Annotated in this window: 12 protein-coding genes; 2 read left to right on the forward strand and 10 right to left on the reverse strand. The window is 49.6% G+C overall.

Annotated elements, in window-relative coordinates; translation table 11 throughout:
* Window position 1: 1 nt before the first annotated feature.
* Genes HYW15_00565 through HYW15_00610 form a run of 10 tightly spaced genes read right to left on the reverse strand, consistent with a single transcriptional unit; the run spans window position 2 to window position 12,288 of the window.
* The gene (locus HYW15_00565) at window positions 2-1,816 is read right to left on the reverse strand and encodes an ATP-binding protein (GenBank protein QQG42706.1); all 1,815 of its coding nucleotides are present in this window, start codon (window positions 1,814-1,816) and stop codon (window positions 2-4) included.
* 1 nt (window position 1,817) lies between these two features.
* Window positions 1,818-2,480, reverse strand: a complete 663-nt coding sequence (locus HYW15_00570; GenBank protein ID QQG42707.1) for a hypothetical protein — start codon at window positions 2,478-2,480, stop codon at window positions 1,818-1,820.
* A 21-nt stretch (window positions 2,481-2,501) separates the two neighbouring features.
* Window positions 2,502-2,906: a PrgI family protein gene (locus HYW15_00575; GenBank protein ID QQG42708.1), complete on the reverse strand. Its 405-nt coding sequence runs from the start codon at window positions 2,904-2,906 to the stop codon at window positions 2,502-2,504.
* A gap of 1 nt (window position 2,907) precedes the next feature.
* Complete coding sequence (locus HYW15_00580) at window positions 2,908-3,537, reverse strand: hypothetical protein (protein ID QQG42709.1); 630 nt, start codon at window positions 3,535-3,537, stop codon at window positions 2,908-2,910.
* A 4-nt stretch (window positions 3,538-3,541) separates the two neighbouring features.
* Window positions 3,542-6,526, reverse strand: coding sequence for a hypothetical protein (locus HYW15_00585; GenBank protein QQG42710.1), 2,985 nt, complete (start codon window positions 6,524-6,526; stop codon window positions 3,542-3,544).
* Window positions 6,523-7,926, reverse strand: a complete 1,404-nt coding sequence (locus HYW15_00590) for a hypothetical protein (GenBank protein ID QQG42711.1) — start codon at window positions 7,924-7,926, stop codon at window positions 6,523-6,525. The genes HYW15_00585 and HYW15_00590 overlap by 4 nt, the downstream gene beginning before the upstream one ends.
* Window positions 7,923-8,957 carry a hypothetical protein gene (locus HYW15_00595; GenBank protein ID QQG42712.1) on the reverse strand — a complete coding sequence of 345 codons (1,035 nt, stop codon included), beginning with the start codon at window positions 8,955-8,957 and terminating at the stop codon, window positions 7,923-7,925. Before HYW15_00595 ends, HYW15_00590 begins: the two co-directional genes overlap by 4 nt.
* A gap of 30 nt (window positions 8,958-8,987) precedes the next feature.
* Window positions 8,988-9,680: a hypothetical protein gene (locus tag HYW15_00600; GenBank protein QQG42713.1), complete on the reverse strand. Its 693-nt coding sequence runs from the start codon at window positions 9,678-9,680 to the stop codon at window positions 8,988-8,990.
* A gap of 3 nt (window positions 9,681-9,683) precedes the next feature.
* A complete protein-coding gene (gene rsmA / locus HYW15_00605; GenBank protein QQG42714.1) occupies window positions 9,684-10,502 on the reverse strand; it encodes a ribosomal RNA small subunit methyltransferase A in 819 nt (272 codons plus the stop codon).
* On the reverse strand, window positions 10,480-12,288 hold the full coding sequence (locus HYW15_00610) for a UvrD-helicase domain-containing protein (GenBank protein ID QQG42715.1): 1,809 nt from the start codon (window positions 12,286-12,288) through the stop codon (window positions 10,480-10,482). The genes rsmA and HYW15_00610 overlap by 23 nt, the downstream gene beginning before the upstream one ends.
* 74 nt (window positions 12,289-12,362) lie before the next feature.
* On the opposite strand from HYW15_00610, the gene HYW15_00615 reads away from it, so the two are divergent.
* Both HYW15_00615 and HYW15_00620 read left to right on the forward strand, forming a co-directional pair.
* Window positions 12,363-13,475, forward strand: a complete 1,113-nt coding sequence (locus HYW15_00615; GenBank protein QQG42716.1) for a peptidoglycan DD-metalloendopeptidase family protein — start codon at window positions 12,363-12,365, stop codon at window positions 13,473-13,475.
* Window positions 13,476-13,591: 116 nt separating this feature from the next.
* The gene (locus tag HYW15_00620; GenBank protein QQG42717.1) at window positions 13,592-13,906 is read left to right on the forward strand and encodes a hypothetical protein; all 315 of its coding nucleotides are present in this window, start codon (window positions 13,592-13,594) and stop codon (window positions 13,904-13,906) included.
* Window positions 13,907-14,203: the final 297 nt, after the last annotated feature.

Raw genomic sequence — 14,203 nt, forward strand, 5'->3', positions numbered from 1 at the left:
ATTATGTTTGTTGCTGGCTAAAATCCTGTTTTGCTTTTTTAATCGCCAAAAGCTGGGCAGGGTCGGAAGTAATTAATTGGTCTTCGGTGTAGGAGGCCAAAATTTTAATTGCCACGTGCTTGAGTCCGGCGAAAAACAAACCCTCGCCGACGTCGGATTCCAAAAGCAAAAACTTTTCTTCCTCGGTAAGATTGAAATTCTGCTTCAGAACTTCTATTGACGCCGGGGATTGGCGGAGCAGTATCTGGATTGAAGAGTTGGTGATTAAGGGCTTCCCGTAGGGAGAATTCAAAAAGTCGCCAACATCCTGTGTAATGGTGGCAACCCCCAGATAATATTTTCTCGCCCGCTTGGCGATGCCGTAGAGAAACGACGCTCCGTCCTCGTTTTTCATAATCCACCATGCCTCGTCCACCACCAAAATTCTTTTTTTGAGCTCTGCGCGGACGGCGCTCCAGATGTAGTTGATAATCAGATACATCGCCACCGGCCGAAGCTCGTCTTCCATGTCGCGCACCGAGAAAACCGCCAGCTTTTGGTTTATATCAACATTGGTCGGCTGGTTGATGAAACCAGCCCAGGTCCCTTTGGTGAATTTTCGGAGCCGCTGCGCTAAGGACTCCCCGCCTTCCATATTCGCGAGTACCAGCTCCAAATCGGAAAGTATCGGCGGGACCGCTTTTTGAAAATCGGAGTCGGTGGTTATGTCGCGCGAAGCATAGGTCTCGGTAATAGCCCGGTCAATCACGGCGTCTTCTTCCGGCGTCAGCCCGCCGAGCATTATCCGAAAAAGCCCCACCAGGTTTATGATGTGCGAGCGCAGGACGTCGGCCGGAGACTCGTCCTCCCGGGGCGTCGGCAAGTCAAAAGGATTTATGTGGTGGTGCGAGGTCAGGGATATGTTGAAATATCTTCCGCCGACCGCCTCCGCCAGATATTCATACTCCCTCTCCGGGTCTATGACTATCACGTCCGTTTCAAACATCAAGGAGCGCAGAATTTCCAGTTTGGTCGCGTAGGACTTTCCGGCTCCGGCCTTGGCGAAAATAACCGAGTTGTAGTTTTCCAGAGAAAACCTGTCAAAAAGCACCAAAGAGTTGTTGTGAGAATTTATGCCGTAGAGAATTCCTTTGTTGGAAGTAAGGTCAAAGGAAACGAACGGAAAAATGCTGGACGCCGGGGATGAGTTTAAAAAGTTGTTTACCGCCAGCTTGTCCGTTGCCTGCGGGAATACGGACCCCAGCCCTTCTTTTTGCTGGAAGAGCGCCGGCTTGGCGTAGACAAGACGCGACTCCAGCATTGATTTTATCTCCGCTTCCACCTTATCCAACTCTTCCATTGTATTGCCGTAGACGGCGACATAAAGCCCGAAGTTAAAAAGCCGTTCCTGCGCCTGCTGAAGCTTGTCCCGCAGTGATTCCAGATCCTGGAAAGCCGTGTCCAAAACCGGGTCACGCACCAGTCCTTTTTCCTGGCGGATGGCGATTTGCGACTGCACCTCGGCGACTTTTCTCTGGAGTTTCCGCAGGACTGCGGCCGTGTCAACCGGATGGATGAAAATTGATACGTCAAAAACCTTGTCCAGATTTATCACGGGGCTGAACCAGTTTGAAGACAAAAATCTCGGGAGCGCGAAGACGAAAAGCGTCCGCATCAGTTTTTCCCCAAGCCGCACGTTGTTCGCCGCCACCTCCAAAGCGGCCGGCGCAATGATGTCGCGGAGCTCCAAGGTTCCGGCGCGGTAAATTTCCTCCGGAAAAACCGGAGTTATCTCCGCCGGCTTTTCTTTTTTTCTAAATATATCTAATAGCGCCATTTTATTGCAAGGTCGGGGGCTTGCCTTTATCCAGCTCGCCCGGATTATAAAGCCCGTAAAATAATTCTATCAGCTCCTCGGTGTTAAGCGGCACCGCTCTTACGCCGGCGCGCACGAGCCCCTGGATTACGCTGTCCGCCCTTTGCCAGAGCTGGTTTTTGTATTCCTCAAATTTGTCCTGGGTTAGCCCCGCCCCTTTCTTGGATTGTTTTGTGCCCAATAAGCTGCCTATGCCGCCCAATAATGTTGATACTCCTTCCTTCGGAGTCTGAAAAAGGGGCGGGGTGAAAGGAACGACGGCGTAGAAATTTTTGGTGACAACGTTTGCGGCCCGAACGAAGGCGCGCACAAATTCTATATATTCGGCTATCTGGATTTTTAAAAGCTCGTTGGGCTGCCTTGCCTCGGCGGCTTTCAGGGTTTCAATGTAGGGCTCAATGTTAAGTTTGCGCGACTGGATGAAAAATTGCACGGAAAAATCCATCGCGTTCAAAAAGTTCTGGTATTGCAAAATTACCGCCGTCTGCTCGTCGGCGCTCTTTAAGGCAAAATTCAAGGACGAGGCCATAAGCACCGCCCGGAGCGAGCCGTCTTTTAGGACAAGGACGCCGTCCCTGATTTCCTGTATGTCCAATATTTCCTGTGATGCTTGCGCTTGAGGCATTGGTTTATAGAATTTCTAATTTCATCTCTTTAATTGCTTTTGAATATCCAGCGACCAGGACAGGTCTTGTAATTTGCTTTGGGTGAGCTTTGGAGCCCCGCCCGGCTCCGAAGGTTTCTTCCCGCCGGGCGGGATCGATAAGCTGGGCGGGGTTTTCTTCCATAAATATAATCTCGCCGAAGAAGAATAATTCAATGCGGCCGCGAGCACTTTAATAAACGGCTGGCCGTTTATTTTCAAAAACGCCAGCGCTCCAGTGAAAGCAGCCACCGGCGCGCCCAAAAATATAACCAGCCAAAGCTGAAGATAAACATACATCAAAAAAATAATCGCCGCACCGCCCAGCATGTAGAAAAACTGCTTTGCGGTCAAGGGACCGAAAATCTTGTCTTCTATGTCTATAAATTGCGGAACTTGATGCTGCATATTATTCTATTTGTTCTCTATAAGGGTCTTTCTCGTATTGTGGCTTCTGCTTTGGCGCCGGGGCGTTTAAATCTTTCTCCAGCGCGCTTTTGGCGGCAAGGTGGTTCGGCGGCAACGGTTCTTGTTTGGCCGGCAAGATGTCCGGTACGACCTTTGCAAATTCCCCGACGGGCGGGGGGATATTTTTTACGAAAATTGACGGGATTACCTCCCCTTTGTCCCCTCCTTGATAAGGAGGGGGCGAGGGTGGTGTGGGCGGCGCGATAATATCTTCTCGCTTGGGGAGCGGCTTTAGAACACTTCCCCCCAATCCATGAATTTTCTTCAGCGACTCCCGCACCGGCTGGAAAACTTTTTGGTTGATTTCTTCCGCAATCGCCCGCGCTTTCTCCGGCGCGACCCCGAGCCGCCCCGTCAGATTTTTTACGTACTCCGAAGGCGGAGTGACGCCGAGCATCACAAAGCCGGTTTCTTCGGCAAGCTCCCCTATTTTATCAATCGCGAGCCCGAATTTTTTACCGGCATCCGTTATTGCATTGGAAAAAAACGAAGACACTAAGGCTTTCTGGAGGTCTTCGGGGAGCTCCTGATATTTTGCGATTATCTCTTCTTGTTTAATTTGCGCAGTCATATTTTTAGCCGAATACTTGCTGGATAAATTGCTTTTCTACCGGCGACATAGCTTGCCGCGCCCGATCCCTTAGTTCAACTATCTGCTGGCCTAGCTCTTTGTTATTGTACTTGGTTTCAAACAGCCGGATTATGTCGCCGGGCGGCGCAGCCAAATTATTATTTGTGGCTTCTGCCAGCATTCTTTTTACGGCGTCGGCTTTGGCCGGAGTATCAATAAGGGAAATGAGCTGGGTAATGCCGCCGCCGCCTTTCCTCCCCGTCGGCCCGGGAGTTCCAAGGAAAGCTTGTTTAAATACATCCGTTTCTATGACCTTCGGTTGAGTTCTTTGCGCAATATCCCTGGGCGAGGTGTTTCGAATCTCCGTTGCAGCCCTTTCTTGAAAGTCCGGGCTGGCCGGATCGGCTTCGTCTATAAACTCAACCTTATCTATCGGGTTCAAATATCTTCGATACTTAGCATCAAGGCCTAACTTTTTAATGGCTTTGCCGATGTTCTTCACTTTGCTGCGGTCGGCTATGGTATTGATAAGCGCAACAATCTTATTCTCATCGCCGACTTTAACCAAGATTTCCAGATCTTCCGGAGGCATTGTGGCAATAGCCGTTTTAATTGCGCTTACCGGCTTTGAAGCGACGTTTTCAATGGCTGCTTCTTTGTGTGCTCTTTGCTCCCCGGCGCTGAATCTTGTTTGAATAATATTTTGGGCCGCCGCCTTGTCTGCAGTTCCAACAAGGCCATCAATAAATCTGGCCTGCCCTTTAGCGTCTTTCTTGCGTAGCAATGCCTCTTTGTCGTCATCTTTAAGTTTGGGGAGTCCCGTGGTTGGGTCAAGCGCAAGCCACTCGTTTCTCTGTTCGTTCTCGGGCTTGCGTAAAATGCTGGCAACCTTGAAGCTTTGGTAATCTTTTGGAGCGAAGCGGCTGCGGATAACGCTTTCCGCGGAATCGCGCGCGGGAGCGCCCGGAGTGCCGAGCGAGTCCACGAACTCGGCTCTGTCTTCATCGCTCTTCATCTTGCGCAGCAGCGCTTCTTTATCATCTTCGGTGAAATCCGGTTGAGACCAAGCGGCTGTCTGCGTGCTTTTTGGCTGGCGCGCGACTTTGGCAACCTTGAAGCTTTGGTAATCTTTCGGGCTTAGCCGTGATTTCAATATATTTTCCGCTGACGTTGCGAGAGTCGGGTTAGTGGCCTCCAGCGAGCCAATAAAGTTGGCTTTTTCTTCGTCATTTAGGCCTTTCAAAATTGATTCCTGCGTCTGCGCGTCATAAGTCGCAAACCTCGCTTTCTGCTGGTCTAAAGGCATCCTTCTGAATTCTTCAAGATTAAATTTAGCCTGCTCGGCGGCTGAAAATTGCGGCGAGCGGAGAATGTTTTCCGCTATTGTTTTTTGGCTTCCGGTTAAGCTGTTTACAAATGTGGCCCGCTGTTCCGGCGTCATACCTCTCAACATGGCCTCTTTGCCCGCGCGATTAAGTTTTTGGAAAGAACTGCCCCAGGTGCTTTCGGCCTGCCCCAGCGCTGCTTTGGCCATGTTTTCTGCCTGCTCGGGCGCTTTTCCGCGAGCCGCTAGCCAGCCAGTTGCTTGGCGGGCATAGTAGCCAAGCGTCGGAGATGCTCTAGTGATTCTCCCAATCGCTTGCGATTGCTGCAATCTCGCCCCAATCGGCGCCACTAAGCTCCTGGCCGCCACTCCTCCCACCACCCCCGTGAGCCATTTTCTGCCAGTAGTTGCCCAGCTTAGCGCCAAACTGCCTCCCATGCAGCCCATTTTTTTAGCCAAAAGTAGTGAGGCCAATAACATAACAACCGCTATTATGTTTAGCATGAGCACGGGCATAGATTTTATTGGTGCCGCGCTCGGCACAATTTTTGCTATTTCAATTAAAAAGCTTATGCTTATGTAAAGCAGAAACATAAATGCCGGCAGAAAAAACGCCTGACACAGAAATTCTGCCCACCATGGTTTCCAGAGCCGGCTTTCTGTTTCCGGCAGCACGTAGGATATGAATGCGATTGGAGAAAGTATTAGTAGTAATATTAGCATAGCGCTTCGTATTAAGAAGAAAATTGCGCCGACAAAAAGTATAAAAATTAGTGGCACAAAAAAAATAGTTGTGCCTAAAACCTCGGAGAAATATAAGCTGGCTTGCGTAAAATCCAGGCCGGCTGAATTTTTTATGAAGTTGGTGGCAGCGCCCAAAAATCCGCCCCCGGCGATGCCAAGCGCTACTGGAATGGCCGCAGCGCAGGCGGTTACGGCGCAAACTATTCCTCCTCCTAAAATTCCTCCTATGGTTGTAAGAACAGTGCCTGCCGAAAGTTGAGTCCACGATGATCCGTTGTTTGTAACTGCGGCCGCTTGGGGCGGCGAGTCAACGTTGAATAAATTTTGTAACTTCGTGCCCTCCATTATTTTTGTTGTCACCGCTACGGTGCCGTTGTTGGTTATGGCGTTATAAAATTGAAGCCCGAGTATATTTGCCGCATCAATGATGACGTAGCCCATAGTTAAGCTAAAGTTTATAAGTAATGCGATAACAATGAGTTTTATGAGAAGGGCCTTGGCATTGTGGGTTTGCACGCGCAAAATCGTGGCAACGGCGATTGCCAAAAGTATAAGTATGAAAAACAAGTTGGCCACGTTTCTGGAAATATCCCAGCCGGCTTTAATCGCGGCCGATTGTCGCAAGACGGACAAACTGAAGACGAGCGATGCGTCAAAAGCAGTGCCCGCGATTGTCACCAGCCAAGAGAGAAAAAGAAGAATCGCCGTTATAACAGTATTCAAAGGCCAAAGCAGAAGCGCAGTGCCAATAGATGACGCTTTATTTACATAGCTTTGCTCAAAGGCGGTTTGTCCGGGAATTATGGGCGCTGGGCTTTGCGCCGCCAATGCCAATGTTGCTACTGCGAAACTCAAAACCAAACTCAATAAGATTATTGAAACGAGCGGGATTTGGAGTTTTTTTGCGTTATTTAAAATCATGGATTTACTGCCGGCGGGGCCAGGCACGCGGCTAAGTCGTCTTCGGCCTTTTTCTTGTCGGCGGCGATTCCGGCGTTTTCAAATTGGGCGACGCTCAAGCTCGCCGTTTTTGAAACGTCGGATTGGGTTTTGGTGAACGCGTCCTGGAATTCTTTTACCGTCTCGGCAAGCTGCATCGCCAGCTTGTCGTCTTTTAGTGTCTCTTTGAAAATGGTTTGCTCCACAATGTTATTTTCAACCCTTAATTTGGTTGTGGTCGCCGTTGATATTCGGTTGTCAATGGTGGCAATGGGCTCATTTTTGAGCTGCTTGCAAGCGCGGAGGTTTTGGAGGGTTTTAATCTCATCTGTCACGAGCGCCAGAGAGCTTTCTTTAGTTGTAATCACGCTTTCGGTCAGGAGAACCGCTTCGTCCACGTGCGAGACGATAATCCCGTTTCCTTTTATGGCATCCAAATCCTGCTGGATGCCGATGTTGCCGATGTTCGCTGAGCGGAGGCCCCCTTGCTGGAAGAAGAGGTTTTGAAGCAGGGTCTGGAGCGAGGCCATAAGTATCTCATTAAACGAATCGGCCAGATTCAGCTGTTCGATGTCCGCGGTCGTGGCTTTTGCGAGTCGGTTTTCAAGCCACGCGCCCGGGCTTACGGTTTGGCAGCGTTTTTTTGTTTCGGGCTCGTCATAGCCGCCGTCGGCCTCTATCAGCACGTCTTCGCATTCTTCAAGATTCAAAAATCCGCGCGCGGCGAGCGCTTCGTTAAGTTTCGCCTCCACGGCGATTGTCTGCCGTTTTTCGTTTTCTTCCAAAAGCCCCAGATACGCCCCGTAGGGGTTGTTCTGCACTTCCGTAAGCTGTATCCAGGTTGCCCAGCCGCCGCTGTTGAAATCATTGAAAAAATTCTGCAAATTTCCTGCGACCGCGGAAACCGTGCAGCGGAAGCGGTCCTGCAGAGGCCTTCTGCCGGTGTTGAAAATTATCCGAAGCTGCGGTGCGAAGGGCTCGCAGAGCCGCGTGAGGTTGAGTTCTTTTAAAAATACTCCGCTCGCCTGGTCGGCGGCGTCCAGAAGAAAATCCGACCAGTTGGTCACAAACAGCGGCCCGCCCCCCTGCCCGCCGGTGCGGATTAAATTGACTATCTGGTCGGTCATGTGTTTTACGAGCGTTTTGGCGAAAACCCAAAACATGCTGTTGACCAAATCCTTTTCTGTCCCGGCTCTTTCCTGAACCAAATCCGTGGGCACGGAGTCCTTTATCAAAAGGTCCAAAGCACCGCCCTGAAAGTCGTTTATATCAAATCCGGCTTGCACGTCCGTCTCGGCAATCGCGAAGCCCGGCAATATTAAGCTTGCCCCGAGGGCTCCGCTTAAGAAAACTGTGAATATTTTTTTTGCAAAAAATTTCATTCTGCGCCGTATTTTATAAAATGATTCCCGCCATCGGTGGGTGAAAACGCTATACTGCCCGCTTTAATCTGCCTTGCCATTGATTTGTAAAACGCCGAAAGCCGGTTAACCTGGTTTAAATACGCGGAAAGCCCGGCCAGCCCCCGCACCGGGTCTTTCTCCGAATACTGCATATCGCGGACGGCGAGGGCGATGCCGTAGAAAGTATTCATCAATTCAAGGTGGGGAGCCGCGTATTCTCCCGGAACACGCTTGGTTTTCAAAAAGTCAATGGTTTTCTGGTAGGCGTTTATGTAAGGCAGGAGCTTTTCCAGCTCTTTAAAATTGCCCGTTGTCATCGCGCGGTTTAAAATATTGATTTCCGCCTCCCCCAATCCGGAGAAAGTTTTTTCAATGAAAGCACCGGCGGAGTTGAGGTAGGATTTTATGAAATCGGCCGAGGCGCCGTTTTCAATCAATATATCCTTGTCGGAGAATTTGTTGCTCGCGGGGAGCGTCGCGCCGGCCAAGGATTCTAGAAGCGACTCGGAGACGGCGCGTTTTTGAAAATCGTCCAGCTCCCCGCCCGCTCCGCCCAAAGCCGAAAGGTACTCAACGGCGAATTTTTGGGCTATGCGCTCGGTAAGTGTCTGGGGCGCTGAGGTCGCCGCCTTGCCTTTTGCTTCCTCCGGCGTCTTAAACTTGTCGCTCCATTCGCCAGCTGGCGAACCGTTTTTTAATTTGTATCCCGCAATCAGAGGATCTCTGCCTTCCCGCACTTCCTCGCCGTCGTCGGTGCCGTCTTTGTCGGTGTCGGGATTATTTATGTCCGTTTTCCAGAGAATTTCTTCCCAATCCTTAAGAGCGTCTCCGTCCGAATCACGGGTCGCTTCTTTGTAAGCCGCAAGGAATGATATTTGGGCAGATTTTTGGGCGTTTTTTACCGCCAATGAAGGGGCATTCCATACCCGGAGAGAGAGCCAGCCGGAAAACATCGCCACCAAGATAGCGGAAACAAGGGCTATGAAATTTTTTGACGGAAGATAGCCCATTTCACCACCTTAATTATACCACGCCCTACTTTAAATGGGCGTAAGCAAAGGTGGGGAAAGATTGGAGGCGGGCTCGGGGCCGGTGCCGATGCGGATTATGGGGTAAGCCGAGCCTAAAGATGGCGGTTTTTTGGGGAAAGCGAAGCTAAATACCGCAAAAGCAAGTGAAATTATCTGGAGGCCCGGGATAACGGCGGAGATAAGTTCCGCCAGGCCTTCGCCGAAGGGCCCGGTTATGATAAATTCGCCCAATGGGCCGCTAAACACCGTTCCTATTACCTCGTCGAATTCATTTAATAACGGGGCAACATCTATCAGGCCTGATTCTAGCGCTCCGTCAATTAAATTGCCGGCTGAGAAGCCCCCTATCGGGCTTGGGTTGCCTCTGCACTCTACCGGAACCGGCTCGGCCAGGCCAAGCGTCCAAGTGCCCGGCGTTATGTTGTAGTATTGGTGGATTTTGCTGGAATCTGTCAGAAGGTATTTTTCGCCAACGAATTTAAATGAATGACAAAAAATGTCTTGGCAAACGTTTCGGCCGATATGCAAAAGCAGGCCCTTGGGGTTCTGGCAGGCCTGGATTTTTGTGATTTTGCCGCCGAAGGGCTTGTTTAATTGAAAGTCGGTGGGGTTTATTGCTGCAGACGCGATTAACGGATAGAAAGAAATAAGCGCCGTGAGTCCGGCCAAGAAAACTGCGGATTTGCGTCGGCTTGGTTTCATGTTTTAATTATACCTTAATATTTCAGCCCAGTCCTTGAGCGAAAGTTCCTCGGGGCGCTTGTTTTGATATTTTTCCGGCAATGTGATTTTTTTGCCGATTGAATGCCGCAACATTTTGCGTTTTTGCTGGAAGGCAATTTTTGCAACGGCAAGAATTTTTTCAACACCCATAACTCCCCCAGCCCCTCTTACCTTAAGAGGGGAACTCTTTTTTGCTTTCCCCCTTAAAGTAAGGGGGATTAAGGGGGTTATCTTAATTATTACAGAATCAACTTTTGGCGGAGGCGAGAAAAAATTTTTTGAGACGTAGCGGATAATTTCCGGCTCAGCGTAAGCTTGGACGGAAAGCGCCAGCAAATTCATGCGCGGAGGTTTCGCGCAGATTCTTTCCGCGACCTCTTTTTGCACCATTAGCACAATAAGTTTTGACCGAAACTTAGTTTCGGACAGAAATAGACGTAAAAAGCGCGAGGTTATGTAGTAGGGAAGGTTGGCGACGACTTTAAAATTTTTAAATTTATTGAAAATTGGAAATTGAAAATTGAAAATTTTGAGCACATCTCCTTCAATGATTTCCATATTCTTAAAATCTTTAAATTTTTCGCGCAAAACCGGAATCAATTCGCGGTCTTTTTCCACGGCAATCACTTTTTTGGCGCGCGCGGCCAAAATCTCTGTAAGCGAGCCCATTCCAGGCCCGACTTCCAAAACAATATCTTGTTTTGAAATCTTGGCCGCGCGCGCCATCTCCTCCAGAATTTTTTTATTGTTTAAAAAATGCTGCCCTAGGCGCCTGTTTTTACTCCACGATAATTTCCTCATTTTCTTCCGGCTTATTTACGTAAACGAGCAAATGCTCCGGTATCTCCGCCAAAAACCGCGAGGGCATATTGGCCGCCCTTTCTCCGAAAAGCGTCCGCCGCGCGGCGGAGGTGAGGTAGAGGCGGGTTTTGGCGCGGGTTATCGCCACGTAGCAGAGCCGGCGCTCTTCTTCCAAATCCTCCGGCTCCAAAGAAAGCGCGTGTGGAAATAGCCCCTCTTCCAGCCCGACCACGAAAACGGCCTCAAATTCCAGCCCTTTGGCCGAATGCATGGTCATTAAATTAATTTTGTCCTCAACTGGGTCATATTTATCGTCTACCGCGAAGAGGGAAACGTGTTCCAAAAATTTGTCCGCGTCTTCTATTTTTTCTGCTAACCCCAAAAGCTCTTCTATGTTTTGCCATCTCTCTTTTCCCTTTTCGGTGCCGTCGTCAATGTAATCCCTATACCCTATTTCCCCGATTATTTTTTTTAAAAGCCCGTGCGCTCCCAAGCCCTCGCCTTCTTTGCGGAAATTTTCCATAAGTTTCTCAAAATCTATTTTCTTTTTTTTGCGCGGCGGGACGTTGGCGATTCTTTTGCGGCTTAATTCGTCTTTCGGGTTTCTAATAAGCCGCAGGTAGGATATCAGGTCTTTTATTTCACGCCTTTCGTAAAATCTGACGCCGCCGGTGATTTTGTAAGGTATGTTCCGCTCCAAAAAAACCTCTTCCAACGCCCGCGACTGGGCGTTGGTGCGGTAAAGCGCGGCAATTTCCCCAAGCTTGATTTTTTTTCTCAAAAAATTGATTTCCGCGGCCACGATTTCCGCTTCCCTCTTTTCGTCCTCGGCAAAGACCAGGCGGATTTGTGAGGACTCTTCCACCGCCCGATTTGTCCAGAGATTTTTGGGAATTCTGAACTTGTTGCGGGATATGACGGCGTTCGCCGCCTCCAAAATTACGTCCGTTGAGCGGTAGTTTTCTTCCAAAAAAACAATTTTCGCCTCCGGATAATCTTTCTGGAAATTTAAAATGTTTTTAAAGTCCGCCCCGCGCCAGCTGTAGATTGCCTGGTCAACGTCGCCAACAGCCAGTATATTTTTGCGCTCGCCGGCGAGCAGATTGGAAAGCGCGTATTGCGCCGCGTTGGTGTCTTGATATTCGTCTATATGGATATATTTCCAGCGGTTTTGGTATTTTTTTAAAATCTCCGGCTCGCGCCCGAAAAGCAAAACCGGTTTTAAAAGCAGGTCGTCAAAGTCTAGCTGGTTTTGCTTGCCTTTCTTTGTTTCGTAAAGCCGCCAGGCCCTTCCGAGAATCTCCGCAAAAAAGCCCTCTTCGGCGAAATTTTCCGCCGTGACCAGATGATTTTTCAAAAGAGAAACGCGCCCCCTTATCCGCGACGGGTCAAATTGCTTTGGGTCAACTTTGAGCTCCAACAGGCACTCTCTGATTAATTTTAATGAATCGTCTTCGTCTAAAATAGTAAACCCCCTCGCCAAATTTTCTTTAATTATCAAAAGCCCGAGAGCGTGGAAAGTGCCGATGAAGGGAATACTGTATGCCGTATGCTCTACGCCGTACGGCTTATGGCTTATGGCGGTTCTCTCCCGCATCTCCCCCGCCGCCTTATTCGTGAATGTCACCGCCAAAATATTCTCCGGACTGACGCCTTTTTCAATGAGATGGTTAATTCTCTCGGCTATGACCTTGGTTTTTCCCGCTCCCGCTCCGGCCACAACTAAAACTGGGCCTTCAGTGGCCTCCACCGCCTCTTTTTGCTTCGGATTTAGCTCGCCCGCCATAGTTATGGGGCTATAATACCAGTTTTTGGGGGTGTGGACATCTTTTTGGATGGGGTTGATTTCTCCTTCCGAGAATGCTACTATGGCTTTACGGTCGCGATGGGAGCAGAAAGCCGATACTCCATTTACTTAGACTTTTAACTCTTAAACTCATCTTAAATAAGGAAAATCTTGGGTGGCCTTTTTTGCCGTTTACGGCGGCTATTTTGGCCTGGACGCTCCTTGCCGGCGCCGCGAACGCCGGAATCTTCTCTTTTTTGGAAAAGCTTTTGGGCGGCGGGGGCGAAGAGGCCGCTTTTTATAATTCGCAAAACATCCCTTTGCTAAAAGCGCCCGCTACCACAAACCCCAAGGCGGCCACGGGAGGCGCGGTCATAAATTTCGTTGGGGACTCTTCTTTGCTCCCGGTCGTGGGGCCGATGGGCAGCGTCGCGGACGTGGAAACTTACAAACTTGACCAGATTACGACGTACGTTGTGCGCGAAGGCGACACGCTTTCCAAAATAGCGGATATGTTCAACTTGAGAGTAAGCGATATTTATTGGGCTAATAACTTAAAAAACGGCGACCTGGTAAAGTCCGGCGATACGCTGGTAATTTTCCCGATAAGCGGTTTTCCCTACACCGTGAAAAAAGGAGATACGATTAAAGCCATCGCCGCCAAATACAAAGGCGATGTGCAGGAAATTATTAATTCTAATTCCAATTTCAATCTATCTGCGGATGGCTTTTTGGAAGAAGGAATAACTATTATTATCCCAGATGTTGAAATTGAGGTGCCGCGATACGCGCCCGTGCGCGGATCCGGCAGTTTGTCGTTGCCGGGGTATTTTATGCGTCCGGTTGCGGGGGGGCGAAACTCGCGCGCAACAGCTTCAAACCCGCGCGGACTTCATGGATTTAACGGAGTGGATTTGGCGGTCAGTTGCTTGACCCCGGTCTACGCGTCGGCAAGCGGCACGGTGATTGTCGCCAGAAATTACGGATGGAACGGAGGGTATGGAAAATATGTTGTGATCGCGCATCCCAATGGCACGCAGACGGTTTACGCGCACTTATCGCAGATTTTTGTTTCCGTCGGCCAATACGTGTCCCAAGGATTTATGATAGGCACAGTCGGCTCTACCGGCAATTCATCCGGCTGCCATGTCCACTTTGAAATCCGCGGCGCCGCGCAGATTTATTAGGCGGGCTTGACTTTTTTAGTTCGCGGGTGTATAATGGGATGAGAGTAAACAAGTAATTTCGCTGGCATCTCTCGTATGAGAGAAATTAAAAACCAGTGAAACGAAAGGAGGGCCATATGGCTCAAGAGAAAGTCGCTCGAGAAAAAATCGAAGACGGGCCATCAAAGTTAGACCTTATGCTCGCACTCTTCGATGTCGCTGGCGTGTACGGAAAGTTTCGCCCCGTATCTTTTACCTTAGAAGGCGGACAATCTGTAGGTGTACACATAGGCACTGTGCATCGTGATGATGGTAGCGGAGAGAACTGGGGATTCATAGGCTACACCGTTGGGCGAGAACCGAAAGGAATCAAAGGGTTCTTTTCCACCAGAAATCGAGAAGGGTGGATAGAATTCGATGATTCTCTTCTTTGGTCAACGCCCTGGCGATAAACTATTTCCCACTCGCTAGCGGAGGTTTGGATTTAAAACCCAAACCTCCCTTCCTCCGAGCGCTTGAAGTAATTTGAGCTTTCAGAGGAAGTTGTTCTTTCCCAAAAATCGCCGATGCCGAAAGTCAAATTCAAAATCGGCGACGATATGGAGGTGAATTATGAAGCCGAATCAAAAAGTGTTTCTCTTTTTGGGGAGCGCAGTCATCACCTCAACGCTGGCGTTGGGGGTGATGTATATTCTGCTTTTCTCCGTTGCCGGCCGCTGGCCAATTTTCTGAACCCATTCTGGTTCGAG

It is taken from the genome of Candidatus Giovannonibacteria bacterium (genome assembly GCA_016432405.1).
Classification (GTDB): Bacteria; Patescibacteriota; Minisyncoccia; order UBA11713; family 2-01-FULL-45-33; genus MFHE01.

What these genes read in the sequence shown, in the direction of transcription:
- HYW15_00585 (QQG42710.1), bottom strand. Translation starts at nt 6,526, where the DNA reads ATGATTTTAAATAACGCAAAAAAACTCCAAATCCCGCTCGTTTCAATA.
- HYW15_00570 (QQG42707.1), bottom strand. Translation starts at nt 2,480, where the DNA reads ATGCCTCAAGCGCAAGCATCACAGGAAATATTGGACATACAGGAAATC.
- HYW15_00615 (QQG42716.1), top strand. Translation starts at nt 12,363, where the DNA reads ATGCTACTATGGCTTTACGGTCGCGATGGGAGCAGAAAGCCGATACTC.
- HYW15_00600 (QQG42713.1), bottom strand. Translation starts at nt 9,680, where the DNA reads ATGAAACCAAGCCGACGCAAATCCGCAGTTTTCTTGGCCGGACTCACG.
- HYW15_00575 (QQG42708.1), bottom strand. Translation starts at nt 2,906, where the DNA reads ATGCAGCATCAAGTTCCGCAATTTATAGACATAGAAGACAAGATTTTC.
- rsmA (QQG42714.1), bottom strand. Translation starts at nt 10,502, where the DNA reads ATGAGGAAATTATCGTGGAGTAAAAACAGGCGCCTAGGGCAGCATTTT.
- HYW15_00620 (QQG42717.1), top strand. Translation starts at nt 13,592, where the DNA reads ATGGCTCAAGAGAAAGTCGCTCGAGAAAAAATCGAAGACGGGCCATCA.
- HYW15_00610 (QQG42715.1), bottom strand. Translation starts at nt 12,288, where the DNA reads ATGGCGGGCGAGCTAAATCCGAAGCAAAAAGAGGCGGTGGAGGCCACT.
- HYW15_00595 (QQG42712.1), bottom strand. Translation starts at nt 8,957, where the DNA reads ATGGGCTATCTTCCGTCAAAAAATTTCATAGCCCTTGTTTCCGCTATC.
- HYW15_00580 (QQG42709.1), bottom strand. Translation starts at nt 3,537, where the DNA reads ATGACTGCGCAAATTAAACAAGAAGAGATAATCGCAAAATATCAGGAG.
- HYW15_00565 (QQG42706.1), bottom strand. Translation starts at nt 1,816, where the DNA reads ATGGCGCTATTAGATATATTTAGAAAAAAAGAAAAGCCGGCGGAGATA.
- HYW15_00590 (QQG42711.1), bottom strand. Translation starts at nt 7,926, where the DNA reads ATGAAATTTTTTGCAAAAAAAATATTCACAGTTTTCTTAAGCGGAGCC.